The sequence below is a fragment of the Maridesulfovibrio sp. genome (assembly GCF_963677005.1).
In the GTDB taxonomy this organism is placed as follows: Bacteria; Desulfobacterota; Desulfovibrionia; order Desulfovibrionales; family Desulfovibrionaceae; genus Maridesulfovibrio.
This window is the reverse complement of record NZ_OY781616.1, coordinates 1,279,522-1,295,634: the sequence shown is the minus strand read 5'-3', so window position 1 is coordinate 1,295,634 and position 16,113 is coordinate 1,279,522. Positions and strand designations below refer to the sequence as shown.

Genomic DNA, 16,113 nt, shown 5'->3' with positions numbered 1-16,113 from the left:
CATGAAAAAAAATCACGATTTTTCCGTCAGCCGTATTGTTTCTACCGTACTCGTGCTGGGATTCATCCTTTTGCCCTTAAGCCAGTTGATTATGGGTTCAAGTCTGGCCGAGCTGAAGGAAACATTTCTGGATAATGATGTACGGGCTTCCATCATCCGCAGCATGTTCTGTTCCGGTCTTGCAGCTATCATCGCCTTTGCCATAGGAACTCCTTTCGCCTTTCTGCTGGCCCGCAAGGAATTTCGGGGCAAGGGGCTGATCGAATCCATCATTGATATGCCGATAATGATTCCGCATCCGGTCATAGGTATCGCGCTGCTTTCCATTGCCGGGCGTAATCACTGGATAGGGCAGATGCTGCTTGATGCCGGAATACGTATAATGGGTACTTCCACCGGGATTGTCGCGGTGTTGCTGTTCGTGGGGTTGCCGTTTTATATAAACGCGGCTCGTGACGGATTTGCGAGTGTCCCGGAACGGCTTGAAAAAGCGGCGAGAACTCTGGGGGCGGGCAGGAGCCAGACATTTGTCCGGGTTACACTTCCGCTGGCCTGGCGCTCGCTGCTTACCGGCATGATCATGTGCATGGCCCGCGCACTCAGTGAATTCGGAGCCGTGGTAATCGTCGCCTATCACCCGATGGTGGCACCGGTGCTCATGTACGAGCGTTTCACCGCCTACGGCCTTGCTTATTCCCGACCGGTGGCGATCTGGCTTATTTTTCTCGCGCTGCTTCTTTTTGCCGCTTTGCGTGTTCTCTCACGGGGACTGAGGAGGGACGAACTGTGATTTCCATTGAGCATCTCAACGTGCGGCTGCCTTCGTTCGCGCTGGACGATATAAATCTTCATGTGCCTGAAGGTGATTTTTTCACATTGCTCGGACCTACCGGCTCCGGCAAGTCCGTCCTGCTGGAAACAATAGCCGGACTCGTGCCGGTGGAATCCGGTTCAATCAGTATTGCCGGTCGCGATATTACGGCTCTGCCGCCGGAAAAGCGCGGGTTGTCCATCGTTTATCAGGACTATGCACTTTTTCCTCATCTGAGTGTCAGGAGCAACATCATATTCGGGGCCCGCTACAAAGGGATAAGCTCTTCGGATGCGGAAGCCAGAGCCGGAAAACTGGCTGAAATGCTCAATATCGGTCATCTGCTGGAACGCACTCCGAGGCACCTCTCCGGTGGGGAGCGCCAGCGGACAGCCATTGCCAGAGCCCTGCTGGTGGACCCTTCGGTTCTTCTGCTGGATGAACCTCTTTCCGCGCTGGACCCCGCTTTCCGGCAGGAGGTGCAGGACCTGCTCAAATCCATCCACCGGGAAACGGGGATAACCTTTGTCATGGTTACCCACGATTTTGACGAGGCGCTTTATCTGGCCGGAAATGGCGCAATCATTAAAGACGGTAAAATTATTCGCAAAGGCGCCATTCGGGATATTTTCAACAGTCCGGGGTCAAAATTCGTGGCTGATTTTGTGGGTATGACCAATATTTACGCCTGTTCCCTTGAAGACGGATGCATACGGTTCGGCAGCATGCTGCTGCATTGCGGCGACTCGTTGGACGGCACTGCCTGCACGCTGGCATTTCGTCCCGAGGAAGTTCTGATGGGTGGCGAGCTATCTGATTCAGGACAGCAGAATGAGTTCGGAGCAACTGTAAAAAATGTAACGCCCGGCGGTTTTTATGCCCGTGTAACCCTTGATTACGAAGGGCTCGAAATCAACGCTCTTGTCCCCCGCAAGCAGTTGGCCGATGGAAGCCTTGAGCCGGGAACAAATCTGCGTGCTTCCATCCCGCCCCGGAGTATTCATTTATTTTAATGGCTGTCCGGATTTATTCAGCCCTTTTTCCGGCCCAACTGCTGGATAATGTTTCCTGCCACAATGAAGATCAGGCCCACAAGAGTTGAGGTCAGTATTTCTTCTCCCACAATAAAGTGAATCAGGATCAGTGACATGAACGGGGACAGGAAAATCAGGTTGCTTATTCTGGCCGTGTTTTCGGTGAGTTTCATGGCATTCAGCCATAAGGCGAAGGTTATGCCCATTTCGAACAGGCCGACATATGCTGCGGAAATAACAGCCGGAAAGTTGAATGGAGGCAGCCCGGAAAAAACAAGCATGGCGATTGTGATGGGAATAAGCCCGAAGCAGAAATTCAGGAAAAGCCCCACCAGCGGATCAGTCCCGCTTTTGGTGTTGTATATCCAGTACGCAGCCCAGATTATGGTGCTGAACAGGGCCAGCAACACCCCGTATCCATTGCTGAACTGAACATCGAGCAGGTTGCCGTGGGTGGATATGACCACCACACCGAGATAGCTGATGAAAATGGCCGCCAATTCCCGCGCGGTAATTTTCTGGCCCAGAAAAGGAATTGAGAGCAGCGAGAGCGTTATGGCCCATGTGTAGTTCAGCGGTTGGGCCTCCTGCGCCGGAAGCAGGGCATAGGCCTTGAACAGTACTACATAATAAAGAAAGGGGTTGAGAAGTCCGGCCAGCATGCAGCCGGACATCTCTTTGCGGGTCATTTTGCATATTTCGCCTGTTTTTTTCTGTATTTTAAGAATTGCCAGAAGTGAACAGGCCGAAAATGCGGCAGCATAGAACAGCAGGTGCAGCGGTTCCATGTGCGAAAGGGCAATCTTGAATGCGGATGCCACTGTAGACCAGATCAGGACAGCCCCGAGGCCGAACATGTAGGCTTTTTTCTGGTCTTTAACCATTTTAATCACTTTCCTTTATTAAAACCGATAATTTTGATGCCCGGGCTAGATGATCACATGTTTTTTAATGTGCGCAACAGCTTCTTCCGGCGAGTCGGTGAGCAGAAACAGGTTGAGATCTTCTTCCTTGCAGAACCCGTCCATAACCATGCGGTTTTTTATCCAGTCCACAAGCCCGGACCAGAATTCCGTGCCCATGAGGATTATGGGAAAGGGCTTAATGCGTTTGGTCTGTATGAGTACAAGCGCTTCACTCAGTTCATCCAGAGTGCCGTAGCCTCCGGGCATGGCAATGTAGGCCAGCGCGTATTTTACGAACATGAGTTTGCGGATGAAGAAGTAGTTATAGTCGCTTTTGATGTTCAGGTAGGGGTTGGAATGCTGTTCGAAGGGCAGATGAATGTGCAGGCCTATGGATTCGCCGCCGGATTCGAAGGCTCCCTTGTTGCCTGCCTCCATCAGCCCCGGACCTCCGCCGGTTATGACCGAATATCCGGCCTGTGAAAGCAGTCCTGCGAGCTGCTCGGTCTGCTGGTAGAGCGGGCTTCCTTCCGCGACTCTTGCCGAGCCGAAGATCGATACGGCCGGTCCCACATCATTGAGGGTGTCGAAGCCGTCAACGATTTCCGCCATTATTTTGAACAGTCTCCACGATTCTTTCATGGACAGGTCGTCGATGACATACTGTCTTGATTTCTGCATCTGTGCCTCTCTGATTATTCTGTCTCCGGTAACGGACTACGGTGTTGCCTGAATTCCATAATTGGTGCATGTAACAGTGCATTCGAACTATCAAAAAATTAATGATAATGATAGCCTGAAAAGCCCCGTTTCGTATTCGGGGGTCGGGTCTCAGCCATATCATCGGAGGATGAATGAAAATCACATTTATGGGGGCGGCCAAGACCGTTACCGGTTCCTGTTATATCCTTGAAACTGAAAACGTCCGGTTCGCAGTTGATTGCGGGCTGCATCAGGGAAACGCCGAGATTGAAAAGCGTAACCGCGGGATAAGTGACTACAGGCCGGGGGAGTTGGATTTTATTCTGATAACCCACGCCCATATTGATCATTCCGGTCTTCTGCCCGCGGCCGTCAGGGCCGGTTTCAAAGGCCCTATCTACATGACCCAGCCTACCCGCGATCTGCTGGAAATCATGCTGCTGGACAGTGCTTATATCCAGGAAATGGAAACCGAATGGGCCAACCGCAAAAGGCTGCGCAAGGGATTGGTTCCGATCAAACCCATCTACGAGCAGGAAGATGCGATAAATACGACTCCGCTGATGCGCACTGTACATTACGGCGCGACTTTTGAACCTGCTGAGGGAATCACCGTCAACTTCAGGGACGCCGGTCATATTCTGGGCTCTGCTTTTATCGAACTTTGGGTGAAGGAGGCCGGGGAGACCACCAAGGTCGTCTTTTCCGGCGATCTGGGACATAAGGACCAGTTGCTGGTGCGAAATCCCAGCATCATTGAAAAGGCTGATTACCTGCTCATGGAATCCACTTACGGCGACCGCAACCACAAGGATTCATCCAACAGCCTGAACGAACTGGCCGAGGCCATAAACTGGAGCTACACACAGGGCGGCAAGGTAGTAATTCCCGCCTTTGCCGTGGAACGTTCCCAGCAGCTCCTTTACACCCTGCACCTGCTTTCCAAGGACGGAAGGCTGCCCGCTGACATGCCTGTCTATCTGGACAGTCCGCTGGCCATCAAGGCTACGGAGGTGTTTCGGAGCCATCCCGAATTTTTTGATATGGATACTGCGGAGATGCTGCACAACGGGGAAGACCCGCTGTCTCTGCCCAATCTGAAATTCACTTTGGACACCCAGTCTTCACAGGCAATCAACAATACCGATGGTCCGGCTATAATCATTTCGGCCAGCGGCATGGCCAACGCGGGACGCATAAAGCATCACCTGCGGCATAATATCTGGAAAAAGGAATCCGCGGTTGTCTTTGTCGGTTATCAGGGAGTGGGAACTCCCGGCCGCAGGCTGGTGAACGGTGCGGACAACATCACCATTTTCGGCGAAAAGCTCAAAGTGGAGGCCCGTATCTTCACTATCAACGGTTTTTCCGGACATGCCGGGCAGAGCGAAATGATCGATTGGCTTAAAAACTTTGACAGTCCGGGTATGAAAGTCATATTGACCCACGGCGAGGCCAAGGGCCAGAAGGTCCTTTCGGCCCTGATCAAGCAGGAACTGGGGTACAAGGTCCATATTGCCGATTATCGTGAAGAACTGATCCTTGTGCCCGGCGGCGAAATGCAGCCTGTTGTGAAGGAAAAGGTTGCTGCCCCGCAGGTTGACTGGGAATTCCTTCTCAAGGATTCCGAAAAACTTTTTACCGAATTCCGTTCCCGGTTGGGCAAGGTTCGGTCACAGCCTTTCATCAGCCAGACCGAATTGCGCGACAAGCTGCTTGATATTAACAGACAGGTGGTTGAACTGATTTCGGAATTATAGAATTATGAGACTTATCAGCGGAAAATATGGCGGCAGGGTGATCAGGACTGCGGAAGGTCCCGGATATCGCCCGGCCACCTCCAAGGTGCGGCAGGCGGTTTTCTCCATGCTGGAGTCCCGTGGAATATGCTGGGACGGACTGCGCGTGGCGGATATGTTTGCCGGGAGCGGGGCTCTTGCAATAGAAGCCCTGAGCCGTGGAGCCGCGTTTGCATATTTTGTGGAAAAGAACGGGCGGGCCGCCTCTCTCATCAGCGGCAACCTTAAAGATCTGGGAGTATCTCCCTCGGAATACAGGGTGGCCAAGGCGGATCTTTTCAAGGTCCTGTCAAAGTCTCCCGACAAACCTTATGACCTCATTTTTATCGATCCTCCCTACGGGTACAACCTGCTTCCCGGAGCCCTGGACGCGGTTTTGGATAAGGGCTGGCTGGCCGAAGACGGTTTTGTGCTGGCGGAAGTGGAGGACAGGGCCGGGCTGCCGCAATCGGAGCATGCGCAGAGCCTCGACCTGCTGGTAAATAAACTTTACGGTCAGACAAGGATATTGCTATGGCAGAAGTAAAACCGGTAACAGCTGTTTTTCCCGGCACTTTCGATCCATTTACCCGCGGACATTTCTCGCTGGTAATGCGCGGGATAAAGACGTTTCATAAAGTTATTGTGGCAGTGGCCGGCAGCACCTCCAAGCGCTGCAAGTTCACTCTGGAAGAAAGGGTGGACATGGCAAAAAGAATTTTTGCACACCATCCGCAGGTCGAGGTCGAGTCCTTTGACGGACTTCTGGTTCACTATGTGGAGCAGAGCCCCGCAAATGTGATCATGCGCGGTCTTCGGGCTGTGTCCGATTTTGAATATGAATTCCAGATGGCTCTCATGAACCGTCGACTCGATAATGATATACAGACCGTATTTCTTATGACCGACTACAAGTGGATGTATCTCAGTTCAACCATCATAAAGGATGTGGCTGTCAACGGCGGAGATATCAGCGGACTGGTGCCCAGACAGATTTATGACGAAGTGGTCGAAAGACTTGCGCCTCCGGAAAAGAGGAATGTCTAAACGTCCCGTCATCTGCATTCTCGGTCCGACAGGCGCCGGAAAGACTGCCGCCGCTCTGGGCTTGGCAGAAGTTTTCGGGGTCAGGGTAATTAATTTTGATTCCCGGCAGGTCTATGAGGATTTTCCTATAATCACGGCTCAGCCGAGCCCTGAGGAACAGGCCGTATGTCCTCATGAACTGTACGGCTTTCTGCCTACTTCCGAAGCAATAACCGCTGCCGCATTCGTCCGTATGGCGGAAGAGCGCATTGATGCGGCTGCCGGGGATGAACTCCCGGTGCTGGTGGGCGGTACTGGAATGTATCTGCAGAGTCTGACTTCCGGCCTTGCTCCCATCCCGGATATTCCGGCCGAAATAAGGGAACGCATACGCGGAAGGGCTGAACTGGAAGGCGGACCGGCGCTTTATGCCGAGCTTGAAAAGGTCGACCCCGAGTACTGCAAGCGGACCCATCCGAACAACCGCCAGCGGAATGCCCGCGCTCTGGAGGTCTACGAGGCCACCGGAAAGACTTTTACGTGGTGGCACAATCGGGAGGTCCCCCCCTCTCCCTATGAATTTTTGAAGATAGGTATAGGCATTGAACTTGCCGAGCTTACTCCGCTGCTTGGTCTGCGCATAGAAAAGATGCTGGAGGCCGGAGCCGTGGACGAGGCTCGCAGCGCCTGGGAAAAATGCCCGGATGAGAGAGCGCCCGGCTGGAGCGGAATCGGCTGCAGTGAGCTGCTCAGCTTTATCCGGGGCGGTGCGGATATGGAGGAAACCGTCCGTGCATGGGCCGGAAACACTAGGGCTTACGCCAAAAGGCAGTTAACCTGGTTCAAACGGGAAAAGGATATCAACTGGTTCGCTCCCGATGAACACCGGGCGGCAGTTGATTTTGTAAGGCGGTGGCTTGCGGATTGCAGCCGGGCAGGATAGAACTGTCCAGAAAAGTTTATCAAACGGGTATGTGATGCAAATAAAAAAATATTTCGTTTTTACGTTATTCATGCTGCTGGCATTTTCGTTTGCCTCTTTCGCGCAGGCTTCCTCTGTTGATAACGGAACCGGTTTCGGCGGTTTTGTGTCCGGAAAGGTCGCAGGCAGCGTAAACTGGGGAAACGGCCTTGTTTCCGCTACTTCTGTAGTGTGCCCCATGCAGGACACTGTCGATCCCCAGCGCACCCGTGCGCTTGCCTTGCGACAGGGCGGGGTTGAAGCGCGCCGCATGTTGCTGAAAACCGTGCTGAATATCACTTTGGACGGGGGCAGAACTGTTTCCGATATCCTGAAAGATGATTTGAAGACCATGAACACATTGCGCGGGTTCATACAGAATTCATTGTTGAAAACTACTGTTTCCGATGACGGTTCGGTTGAAGTTACAGCTTTCGTCAATCTGTGGGACGGACTTTCTTCGATCATTATTCCCCCGACCATTCCTTTTCTCTCAGGCATTGCTCCTACCATAGCAGGTAATAAGCGTTCTGAAGTGGTTGTCGAGTCCGGGCAGAAAGAGGATGGCGGAGTTGATGGTCGCGAGGCCGAAGTTCACAGTGGAATTGTGATTGATGCCAGGGGATTCAATCTGAATCCGGTTCTGCTCCCGATAGTGTATGATGGACATGGCGTAGGCGTGTACGGCGCTTTTGCGGTCAGCCGTGATTCCGTGATGAAACACGGACTGGTGGCATACATGGTTGACGGGAATTCCGAAAATTTTAAATCCAGAGTCGGAAGTTTTCCGCTTACGGTAAAACCGGTGAACACGCAGGGGTCCGGGAGGTCCGACTTTATTGTGTCCCTTGAAGACGGAGCAGGCATCCGGGCTGTTTTAAAGCGCAAGTCTGTTGGCGAGAATTGCGCCGTTGTCATACTGATGGACCGGGACACGGCGGTGCCGGCGGAGACTGTGGCGAAAGATGAATCCGGTGCTCCTGTAAATGAAGCCGGAATTGTAGAAGAATCACTGCAGGACAGCGGAACCGTTCCTGACCGGCAGTAAGAAAATATCGGAGCTGTCAAATTGAGTTTGTCAATTGATATAAAAAAAATGTACGCAGTCGTCCTGGCTGTGTTGATTCTGGGATGCGCCATACCCGCTCAGGCGGTAAAAGTGCAGATTTTGAAACAGGCCGACCCGGAAAAGGATGTTCCAGTCCGTGTTCTGCGGGAAGAGGCTATGTCACAGGCATTCGCGCAGGCTATTTTGTCCGAATCTGGCCGTATGACCGGTGAACTTCCCAAGGAAAGAAGTGAAGCCCTGAAATGGTTGTTCGGGAAACATTATGAAGATTTCATAACCGGATACAAGGATCTGAATGTAAAGCAGGAAGAAGCCGGTGTGTCTGTGAGCGTCGATGTTAATGTCAACCGCAAGGTTCTGCGGGAGACGCTGCTCAGGATGGGCCTTCTTGCCGCCGATCCGAAGCCGGTGGATGCCGTGCTCAATATTTCCAACGGAAAATTCGCGCTCAGCGCCGAGCAGCAGGCGGAGCAGAATGATGATCTGGCAAAGCTCATGGCTATTTACGCGGTCCGCAATGCTACTGCCGGTGCTGTCAACGGAACTTCTGCAGCCGATTTTAAAGTCACCCGCGTGAGCAAAAGCAGGTGGAGAGGTGAACTTCAAGCCGGAGGGACCAACTGGGCCGGTTCCGGGCCGGATATGGAATCCGTATGGCGCCAGCTCTGGGAAAAATATTATGGAGCCAACAGTTCCGAAATATTGAGCACCCCCAAGGCCGTGCTTGTTGTAAGCGGATGGTTTAATCCTGAAGGTGTCCGTGAGTTTGATCGTAAACTCAAATCATGGGATTCCGCAGTGCAGGAAGTGCTGCTGCAGGATGTGGAAATGAAGCCCACCGCAGTGTCCGCAAGCTGGTCGCTTGATGTTTCTGATCAGTGGGTGCTGAAAAGTTATCTCAATGATTACCTTCCTCCCCGCGGTTTGAGTTTCAGCCTGAAGGGTCTTGAAGGGGATAAGTAGAAGGGCGTTGCCGTGTCGCGGCAGAATATTCTGACCATACCCAATATCATTACATTCCTGCGGATATTGTTTACACCGCTGTTTGTAGGAGCTTTTCTCGGGCGTGATTTTGTTGCAGCCTGGTGGTTTTTCGTGCTGGCCGGAATTTCCGACGGTTTTGACGGTTTTCTTGCCAGACTGCTTGATCAGAGGTCGGAATTCGGGGCTGTGCTCGATCCGTTGGCAGATAAGTTTCTGCTTGTGGCTTCGTTCCTCTGTCTTACCGCTTACGGCCTTGTTCCGTTATGGCTAGCGGTTCTGGCTGTTCTGAGGGATACAGTCATTGTCGGAGGTCTTGTTTTGCTCCGGATTCGCGGTCTTGCTGTGGAAAAAAGAATTGACCCTCTGTGGAGCAGTAAGATAACAACCGCTCTTCAGATCCTGCTGGTCTTCTGTGTTCTGTGCGATCTGGCTTTTGATGTTGATCCGGGTGTTTTCAAAGCCTTGCTGGTGTGGTGTGTCGCAGCGTTTACTCTTTTTTCGGGGGCCAGTTACCTGAGGCTGGGGCTGGGCATGTTTGCCGAGACCGCAAAAAAATAAAATCCCCGGCCTGATTAAACAGACCGGGGTTCGGCATACAGCCTAAGCTGTTCTACAGGTCCCCTCGAACCGATTAAGCATCCTTGTCCTTGTCTTTTGACGGTGTCACGTCAATTTCTTCGGACTCACTGCTTGCTTTCTTGAAATTCTGGATGGCGCGGCCCAGTCCACTTCCGATTTCGGGAAGTTTTTTTGCCCCGAAAATCAATATGATGATGACCACAATTAAAAGTATTTCCGTTATTCCTAAACCGAACATCTTCTTCCTCCAATGCTAGACGGTTACGCACTTTTACACGGGCGGGGCAGTAAGGTCAAGAATGTCTTCCTTTCACGGAACGGCATGTAAAATATACATTTTTAGGCTTTACAAACCGGCAATGCGTGCATAGTTCTTGCGCTGAACCGCAACATGGACACAGATATGCTTCAGCCGGGGTGTCCGGAGGATTCATTTTGGCGAAAGTTACTAAAATGCCCGGGCGCAATTGCCGCTATTACCTCAAAGGAAAGTGTGCCTACGAGGAAATGCTGAATCCCGGCTACAACAGGGACTGGCGCTGCAGGGTCATTATGGATCTGGAAGGGGAATATGACCGCCTTCTGCGTCAGGCCGAAGCATTCCGGCTGGATGAACTGGCTTTCGCTGAACTCTGGGAGCAAAGGATCGAAGAACACTTGAAATCAACTGTGGTGTGTCGCAGAATGATCCCTCGGGAAGAGGAGGGATTTCCTTTCTGTGCAGCGTTGCAGGATGAAATCTGTCTTTTTGAACTTGATGACTGCGAAGGTGTCTGCGAGAGGTTTTCGTCCGGCAATGAATGAATCAAGGACAGAGCCGGACTGCCGGGCTGTTTTATCTGATCATGATATGCTGCTCACCTGTTAAATACATAATGGAGTTGTGTCATGCTGGTATATTTTCCGCAATTGCATGAAGAATTAGTCTCTGCGAAAGTGGAAGGGGCTGCTCTTTTCGATCCCGGAATAGATCGCGAACAGAAGGGGGATATCCCCGTGTTCCGTCCGGAAGATTTACCTGTTGAACCGTCTGTGTGCCGCCGTATGGTGGATGATTTTGTCAGTTACGGTGAAAGTCTGGGCAGTATGTTCAAGACAATCTGCAATACCGGATCGAATGACAGTGATCAGTTCGGAGAAAGAACTTCAGCCATACAGAGAGCTCTTCTTGCCGGTCTTGATCAGAAGCCGGCCGATAAAGTGGATACGGAATCCGCAAGAGCACAGAATCAGATCGTGTTGGCGCTGGTCTACGCGTACGAGGAAAAGCATCTTGAGCTCAAGGGGCTGCAGGACAGTCTGAATCAGAAATGGTCCGGCTTCGGCGATACCCTGGGGCTTGATATAGAAGATGATGACGACCGCAAGGCCATGGCTCTGGGGGGGCTTGTAGCAAACCTGCCCGGACTGGGGGGCGGAGATGTGCAGCTTCCCTGGCAGAAGGTTCTGGAAGGATTCGCCATGCTGCTGCCTGAAAACACGGTTCTTGTAACTTCGGATGCGGACGCAGTCTCTTTCTGGCGTGATCGCGAGTTCGAATTTTATGAAAAGGAAGGACTTCTGCCGGGCAAGGCTACAGTCCTGTGTGAAGAAACATGGAAGCTGCTCGGCCTTTCCTCGCTGCCGGAAGGCAAACTATGGCTTGAGCGCAAATTTACAGTCGCACTTGCGGCGGAATAGAAAATCCGGAGACATCTGTATAATGGAGTCAATTTACATAAGTGACGTTACCCCTCCCGATGTAGTGAAAAAGATCAAGGGAGTTATTTTCGATTGCGACGGGGTTCTGATAAATTCATTTGAGTCAAACAAGTGGTACTACAACTGGTTTAAGAAAAAGTTCGGCCTTGATCCCATGACTGCCGATGAAGAAAAGTTCGTACACGCCCATACCCACCTTGAATCTCTGAAACATATACTTCCTGATGATGATCATGAAGAGGCTCTGGAACTATGTTCTCTGCCCGAACTTCAGGAAGGGATGAAATACGTCAAGATTGAGGACGGATTGATTCGTTTGCTCGAATGGCTGCGTATGCAGAACGTGATCATGGGGATTAATACGAACAGAACCGATACCCTGCCTGCAATCCTTGAAATGTTCGGTATAGATGATTTCTTTTCACTGGCAGTGACTTCCACCACTCTTCCGGTTACCAAGCCTCATCCTGCCGGAGTACATTATATTCTGGACAAATGGTCCCTCAAGCGGGAAGAGGTTGTATATATAGGTGATACCTGGGTGGATGAAAGGTGCGCCGAGCAGGCCGGGGTGGAATTCTGGGCCTATCGCAGCCCGACGCTGAATGCCCGTCTGCATATCAACAGCTACTGGACTCTGTGTAATCTGCTTGAGAAAGCACGGCTCAGCGTTTGGAACGGTTGATGTTATAGTATGAAGTAACCGGACTTTCTGTCCGCACGACAAGGGAATTTCGGTAAGCCGTGATTTCCTTTCTCGTAATGGAACCGTGCAGTAGATTTACATGTTTTCCGGGTTGTTGCGTTTGTTTGGCCTGTGCCGTTCTTTTTTGTTATTAATACGACCATAATTTGCGCAAAAGGGCTAAAAACAGTTGATTCTTGGACCCTGCTGTGACAGTTTAAAGTCAAGACTGGAGGTGTTGCCCTCCTGTCCAGTCCGTAAGGAGTTAGTCAGATGGATTACGTGATTCTTGCCGTGGCGAAGGTCCTTTCGCTTGTACTCAACCTGTACATGTGGGTGGTAATCATTTCCGCCCTGATCACCTGGGTTAACCCCGATCCCTACAACCCGATTGTCCGTTTCCTGCGTAGTGTTACCGAGCCTGTTTTTGCCAAGGTAAGGCGTTATCTTCCGTTTGTTTTCATCGGCGGATTCGACCTTTCTCCTATCGTTGTGCTCCTGATCATTCAGGTGCTTGATATTGCCTTGGTCGGCAACCTGACCAGACTGGCATATGGAATGTAGATCCCCGGAGGTGGGAATGACACTTTCTAAGATCGACCTGCTCAATAAAAAGTTTTCCGGCAGTCTTTTCGGATACTCCAAGGGCGAGGTGGACCAACTGATGGCAGAGCTCGCAGAGGTCCTCGGAACCATTGCTGACGAGAAGAAGCAGCTCCTCAAAAAGGTCGGGCGGCGCGACAATACCATCGCGGAATTCCGTCAGCGTGAGGAAACTCTGCGCGATACGCTTATGACTACCCAGAAAATGGTGGATGACCTCAAGGCCACGGCCAGAAAAGAGGCCGAAGTTATAATCAACGAGGCTCATACCAGAGCCGAAGGTATCCTGCAGCAGGCCCACAACAGACTGGCCCAGATACATGAAGACATCAACGAACTCAAAAGGCAGAGAACAAGGTTTGAGGTAGAACTGAAGGCTTTGCTTGAATCACATCTGAAGACTCTTGAAATAGGTGATCCGGAACTTGAGAAGGTTGAGGCTCTGGAGTCAAAACTTAAATTTTTTAAAAAAGCCAAGTGACCGAAGTCAGTAGAGATCTGCCGGATTATATTAAGCCGTGCGGAAAACAGTCGTGGAAGGTTTCGGTATGGGTTCAGCCCGGAGCCAAGAGCGAAGAGGTTGTTGGGGAATATCAGGACAGCGTTCGTGTCCGGATAAGCGCCCCGGCTGTGGACAACAAGGCCAACAAGGCCCTTGCCCGGTTTGTAGCTTCCCGACTGGGTCTTAAGGCACGTAATATTTCCATTGCATCAGGACAGACCAACCGTAAAAAGGTTTTACTGGTTGAGTCCGATGTTGAACCGCGCTGGGACGGGATTATTCCACCCTGCGCCTGAATTGCAAACCCTTGCAAAGGAGTTTCAAATGGAACAGAGAGAGATTGAGATGATTGAGCAGCTAGCGGCTAAGGACAGCCAGGTCAACGCCCTATGGAGCCAGCACAACGAATACGAGAAACTCATTACCAAGATGGAATCCAAGAACTATCTGAGCGAAACTGAAGCTCAGGAAGTAAAAGAACTGAAAAAGAAAAAACTGGCTGGCAAGACAAAGCTGCAGGCTTTGATCGACCAGCAAAAATAGAAGGGAGAGTAGCCATGGAGCTCACCGGAGCTCAGATATTTCTCGAATGTCTGAAAAAGGAGGGTGTTGACGTCGTATTCGGATTCCCTGGCGGAGCCGTGATTGATATATACGACGAACTGCCCAATTATCCGTTCAAGCACATACTCGTAAGGCACGAACAGGGTGCTATCCATGCTGCGGACGGCTATGCCCGCGCAACTGGCGAAGTCGGGGTCTGCCTCGTCACTTCCGGACCCGGAGCAACAAATACGGTCACGGGAATAGCCACAGCGTACATGGATTCGATTCCGGTAGTTATTTTTACCGGGCAGGTTCCTACTCCTCTGATCGGAAACGATGCTTTTCAGGAAGTGGACATAGTGGGGATTACAAGGCCCTGTACAAAACATAACTACCTGGTGAAGGACATCAAGGATCTTGCCTATACTGTCCGGCAGGCCTTTTATCTGGCCCGTTCCGGCCGGCCCGGTCCGGTTCTGGTGGACCTTCCCAAGGATATCATGCAGACGAAACATAAATTCGTCTGGCCCGAGGATGTGTCTCTCAGGAGCTACAACCCGAACCTCAAGCCGCACCTGCGACAGATCAAGAAAGTCGCAAAATTGATCGAGAAGGCTGAAAGACCCTTGATTTATGCAGGCGGAGGGGTTATCAGTTCCGGAGCCGAGGATGAGTTGACCTGGCTTGCCAGCAGTCTGAACATTCCGGTGACCGCTACTCTGATGGGGCTGGGCGCCTTTCCCGGTACAGACCCGCTCTGGTTGGGTATGCTCGGGATGCACGGCACCTATGCCGCAAACATGGCCATAAATAACGCGGACCTCGTCCTGGCTATCGGGGCGAGGTTCGATGACCGTGTAACTGGAAAAGTCAGCACGTTTGCCCCTAAAGCCACTCTGGTTCATATCGATATCGATCCCACTTCAATACAAAAGAACGTAGCAGTACATGTGCCGCTGGTTGCCGATTGTAAAAGCGCGCTTTCCGCGTTGAAGAAGCAGATTGAGCCTGATCTGGATAAGGTGAACTGGGAAGAATCCCACGCTGTATGGGTCCGGCAGGTGCAGGAATGGAACGAAATGCATCCTCTGCGGTACAAGAAAGGCGGCAAATTCATCAAACCCCAGTACGTTGTGGAAAAGGTTTATGAAATCAGCAACGGGGACGCGATTGTAGCTACAGAAGTCGGCCAGAATCAGATGTGGGCCGCACAGTTTTACAAGTTCAAGAGCTCAAAGACCTTTCTTTCGTCCGGCGGATTGGGAACCATGGGATACGGATTTCCCGCCGCTATCGGCGCACAGATGGCCTTTCCGGACAAACTGGTCGTTAACATAGCCGGTGACGGTTCCATTCAGATGAATATCCAGGAAATGATGACGGCCGTGTGCAACAATCTGCCCGTTAAAGTGGTCATTCTCAACAATGGCTATCTGGGGATGGTTCGCCAGTGGCAGGAGCTCTTTTACAACCGTAATTACTGCGAAACCTGTATGGATGCCCAGCCTGATTTTGTTAAACTTGCTGAGGCATACGGAGCCGCGGGATTCAGGGTTACTGAAGAGAAGGATGTCGAACCGGTACTGAGAGAGGCGTTCGCGCTTAACAAACCGGTTATTGTCGATGTCCGAGTTGATCCGGAAGAGAACGTATATCCAATGGTTCCCGCCGGTGCTTCTTTAACCGATATGCTGCTCGTTTAGGAGGATGTAATGAGACATACATTATCCGTAACAGTGGAAAACGAGCCCGGAGTTCTTTCCAGAGTCGCAGGGTTGTTCAGTGGGCGCGGATTCAATATTGAATCCCTTAACGTTGCCCCGGCGCTTGAAGAAGGTGTTTCCCACATGACCATTACCACTGTGGGTGATCAGCAGATTGTGGAGCAGATAGTCAAGCAGCTGCGCAAACTGGTTACCGTCATAAAAGTGGTCGATCTTGTTGAACACAAGGCCGTGGAAAGGGAAATGGCTCTGATCAAAGTCAATGCCGAAGATGCCAAGCGTGCTGAAATTCTGCGCATAGTTGATATCTTTCGCTGCAAGGTCGTTGATGTGAGCGTGGATGAGTTATCCATTGAAGTCACCGGGGACCACGGTAAGATCGAAGCCATACAGAACCTTCTGAGCCGTTTCGGGATAAAGGAAATCGCCCGTACCGGAACAGTAGCAATGAAAAGAGCCATTCAGGGTTAATTGAATTTCAAATAAATCGGCACAGATTACGC

The 16,113-nt window shown here is 51.4% G+C and carries 21 protein-coding genes; 18 read left to right on the top strand and 3 right to left on the bottom strand.

The features are described 5' to 3' along the window. The first annotated feature begins 1 nt into the window (after window position 1). On the top strand, window positions 2-790 hold the full coding sequence (locus tag ACKU4E_RS06065; RefSeq protein WP_320170181.1) for an ABC transporter permease: 789 nt from the start codon (window positions 2-4) through the stop codon (window positions 788-790). Further along, on the top strand, window positions 787-1,824 hold the full coding sequence (locus tag ACKU4E_RS06060) for an ABC transporter ATP-binding protein (RefSeq protein ID WP_320170180.1): 1,038 nt from the start codon (window positions 787-789) through the stop codon (window positions 1,822-1,824). The genes ACKU4E_RS06065 and ACKU4E_RS06060 overlap by 4 nt, the downstream gene beginning before the upstream one ends. A gap of 17 nt (window positions 1,825-1,841) precedes the next feature. On the opposite strand, the gene ACKU4E_RS06055 is transcribed toward ACKU4E_RS06060, so the two are convergent. Continuing rightward, entirely contained in the window at window positions 1,842-2,729 is an 888-nt protein-coding gene (locus ACKU4E_RS06055) for a DMT family transporter (protein ID WP_320170179.1), read from the bottom strand. A 45-nt stretch (window positions 2,730-2,774) separates the two neighbouring features. Beyond that, complete coding sequence (locus ACKU4E_RS06050) at window positions 2,775-3,431, bottom strand: TIGR00730 family Rossman fold protein (RefSeq protein WP_320170178.1); 657 nt, start codon at window positions 3,429-3,431, stop codon at window positions 2,775-2,777. Between the two features lie 173 nt (window positions 3,432-3,604). On the opposite strand from ACKU4E_RS06050, the gene ACKU4E_RS06045 reads away from it, so the two are divergent. From ACKU4E_RS06045 to ACKU4E_RS06015, 7 genes are read left to right on the top strand one after another with little or no spacing between them, the layout of a single operon-like run. Beyond that, window positions 3,605-5,212: an MBL fold metallo-hydrolase gene (locus ACKU4E_RS06045; RefSeq protein ID WP_320170177.1), complete on the top strand. Its 1,608-nt coding sequence runs from the start codon at window positions 3,605-3,607 to the stop codon at window positions 5,210-5,212. A 4-nt stretch (window positions 5,213-5,216) separates the two neighbouring features. Beyond that, a complete protein-coding gene (gene rsmD, locus ACKU4E_RS06040; protein WP_320170176.1) occupies window positions 5,217-5,777 on the top strand; it encodes a 16S rRNA (guanine(966)-N(2))-methyltransferase RsmD in 561 nt (186 codons plus the stop codon). Next, a complete protein-coding gene (gene coaD / locus ACKU4E_RS06035) occupies window positions 5,765-6,277 on the top strand; it encodes a pantetheine-phosphate adenylyltransferase (RefSeq protein ID WP_320170175.1) in 513 nt (170 codons plus the stop codon). The genes rsmD and coaD overlap by 13 nt, the downstream gene beginning before the upstream one ends. Beyond that, window positions 6,270-7,199, top strand: coding sequence for a tRNA (adenosine(37)-N6)-dimethylallyltransferase MiaA (gene miaA / locus ACKU4E_RS06030; protein ID WP_320170174.1), 930 nt, complete (start codon window positions 6,270-6,272; stop codon window positions 7,197-7,199). The genes coaD and miaA overlap by 8 nt, the downstream gene beginning before the upstream one ends. Before the next feature lie 34 nt (window positions 7,200-7,233). Next, on the top strand, window positions 7,234-8,265 hold the full coding sequence (locus tag ACKU4E_RS06025) for a hypothetical protein (RefSeq protein ID WP_320170173.1): 1,032 nt from the start codon (window positions 7,234-7,236) through the stop codon (window positions 8,263-8,265). A gap of 21 nt (window positions 8,266-8,286) precedes the next feature. Next, window positions 8,287-9,249, top strand: coding sequence for a hypothetical protein (locus tag ACKU4E_RS06020; RefSeq protein ID WP_320170172.1), 963 nt, complete (start codon window positions 8,287-8,289; stop codon window positions 9,247-9,249). A 12-nt stretch (window positions 9,250-9,261) separates the two neighbouring features. Beyond that, window positions 9,262-9,828 (top strand): CDP-alcohol phosphatidyltransferase family protein, encoded by a 567-nt coding sequence (locus ACKU4E_RS06015; RefSeq protein ID WP_320170171.1) that lies wholly within the window; start codon window positions 9,262-9,264, stop codon window positions 9,826-9,828. A gap of 73 nt (window positions 9,829-9,901) precedes the next feature. On the opposite strand, the gene ACKU4E_RS06010 is transcribed toward ACKU4E_RS06015, so the two are convergent. Further along, complete coding sequence (locus ACKU4E_RS06010) at window positions 9,902-10,087, bottom strand: twin-arginine translocase TatA/TatE family subunit (protein WP_320170170.1); 186 nt, start codon at window positions 10,085-10,087, stop codon at window positions 9,902-9,904. A 197-nt stretch (window positions 10,088-10,284) separates the two neighbouring features. Here ACKU4E_RS06010 and ACKU4E_RS06005 point away from each other — a divergent pair, with 197 nt between their 5' ends. From ACKU4E_RS06005 to ilvN, 9 genes are all read left to right on the top strand, one after another. Next, window positions 10,285-10,653: a hypothetical protein gene (locus tag ACKU4E_RS06005; RefSeq protein ID WP_320170169.1), complete on the top strand. Its 369-nt coding sequence runs from the start codon at window positions 10,285-10,287 to the stop codon at window positions 10,651-10,653. Between the two features lie 84 nt (window positions 10,654-10,737). After that, window positions 10,738-11,529, top strand: a complete 792-nt coding sequence (locus ACKU4E_RS06000) for a hypothetical protein (protein ID WP_320170168.1) — start codon at window positions 10,738-10,740, stop codon at window positions 11,527-11,529. A gap of 22 nt (window positions 11,530-11,551) precedes the next feature. Continuing rightward, entirely contained in the window at window positions 11,552-12,235 is a 684-nt protein-coding gene (locus ACKU4E_RS05995) for an HAD family hydrolase (RefSeq protein ID WP_320170167.1), read from the top strand. 273 nt (window positions 12,236-12,508) lie between these two features. Beyond that, the gene (locus ACKU4E_RS05990; protein WP_320170166.1) at window positions 12,509-12,799 is read left to right on the top strand and encodes a YggT family protein; all 291 of its coding nucleotides are present in this window, start codon (window positions 12,509-12,511) and stop codon (window positions 12,797-12,799) included. A gap of 16 nt (window positions 12,800-12,815) precedes the next feature. Next, the gene (locus tag ACKU4E_RS05985; RefSeq protein WP_320170165.1) at window positions 12,816-13,319 is read left to right on the top strand and encodes a DivIVA domain-containing protein; all 504 of its coding nucleotides are present in this window, start codon (window positions 12,816-12,818) and stop codon (window positions 13,317-13,319) included. After that, window positions 13,316-13,636, top strand: a complete 321-nt coding sequence (locus ACKU4E_RS05980; protein WP_320170164.1) for a DUF167 domain-containing protein — start codon at window positions 13,316-13,318, stop codon at window positions 13,634-13,636. The genes ACKU4E_RS05985 and ACKU4E_RS05980 overlap by 4 nt, the downstream gene beginning before the upstream one ends. A gap of 28 nt (window positions 13,637-13,664) precedes the next feature. Further along, window positions 13,665-13,883 (top strand): DUF465 domain-containing protein, encoded by a 219-nt coding sequence (locus tag ACKU4E_RS05975; RefSeq protein WP_320170163.1) that lies wholly within the window; start codon window positions 13,665-13,667, stop codon window positions 13,881-13,883. 14 nt (window positions 13,884-13,897) lie between these two features. Beyond that, window positions 13,898-15,589, top strand: a complete 1,692-nt coding sequence (gene ilvB / locus ACKU4E_RS05970; RefSeq protein ID WP_320170162.1) for a biosynthetic-type acetolactate synthase large subunit — start codon at window positions 13,898-13,900, stop codon at window positions 15,587-15,589. Between the two features lie 9 nt (window positions 15,590-15,598). Continuing rightward, a complete protein-coding gene (ilvN, locus tag ACKU4E_RS05965) occupies window positions 15,599-16,081 on the top strand; it encodes an acetolactate synthase small subunit (protein ID WP_320170161.1) in 483 nt (160 codons plus the stop codon). The last annotated feature ends 32 nt before the right edge of the window (window positions 16,082-16,113 follow it).

Coding starts and splice junctions, on each gene's coding strand:
- ACKU4E_RS05985 (WP_320170165.1), top strand. CDS start 12,816: ATGACACTTTCTAAGATCGACCTGCTCAATAAAAAGTTTTCCGGCAGT.
- ilvN (WP_320170161.1), top strand. CDS start 15,599: ATGAGACATACATTATCCGTAACAGTGGAAAACGAGCCCGGAGTTCTT.
- ACKU4E_RS05990 (WP_320170166.1), top strand. CDS start 12,509: ATGGATTACGTGATTCTTGCCGTGGCGAAGGTCCTTTCGCTTGTACTC.
- ACKU4E_RS05975 (WP_320170163.1), top strand. CDS start 13,665: ATGGAACAGAGAGAGATTGAGATGATTGAGCAGCTAGCGGCTAAGGAC.
- miaA (WP_320170174.1), top strand. CDS start 6,270: ATGTCTAAACGTCCCGTCATCTGCATTCTCGGTCCGACAGGCGCCGGA.
- ACKU4E_RS06025 (WP_320170173.1), top strand. CDS start 7,234: ATGCAAATAAAAAAATATTTCGTTTTTACGTTATTCATGCTGCTGGCA.
- ACKU4E_RS06055 (WP_320170179.1), bottom strand. CDS start 2,729: ATGGTTAAAGACCAGAAAAAAGCCTACATGTTCGGCCTCGGGGCTGTC.
- coaD (WP_320170175.1), top strand. CDS start 5,765: ATGGCAGAAGTAAAACCGGTAACAGCTGTTTTTCCCGGCACTTTCGAT.
- ilvB (WP_320170162.1), top strand. CDS start 13,898: ATGGAGCTCACCGGAGCTCAGATATTTCTCGAATGTCTGAAAAAGGAG.
- ACKU4E_RS05995 (WP_320170167.1), top strand. CDS start 11,552: ATGGAGTCAATTTACATAAGTGACGTTACCCCTCCCGATGTAGTGAAA.
- ACKU4E_RS06065 (WP_320170181.1), top strand. CDS start 2: ATGAAAAAAAATCACGATTTTTCCGTCAGCCGTATTGTTTCTACCGTA.
- ACKU4E_RS06010 (WP_320170170.1), bottom strand. CDS start 10,087: ATGTTCGGTTTAGGAATAACGGAAATACTTTTAATTGTGGTCATCATC.
- rsmD (WP_320170176.1), top strand. CDS start 5,217: ATGAGACTTATCAGCGGAAAATATGGCGGCAGGGTGATCAGGACTGCG.
- ACKU4E_RS06000 (WP_320170168.1), top strand. CDS start 10,738: ATGCTGGTATATTTTCCGCAATTGCATGAAGAATTAGTCTCTGCGAAA.
- ACKU4E_RS06050 (WP_320170178.1), bottom strand. CDS start 3,431: ATGCAGAAATCAAGACAGTATGTCATCGACGACCTGTCCATGAAAGAA.
- ACKU4E_RS06045 (WP_320170177.1), top strand. CDS start 3,605: ATGAAAATCACATTTATGGGGGCGGCCAAGACCGTTACCGGTTCCTGT.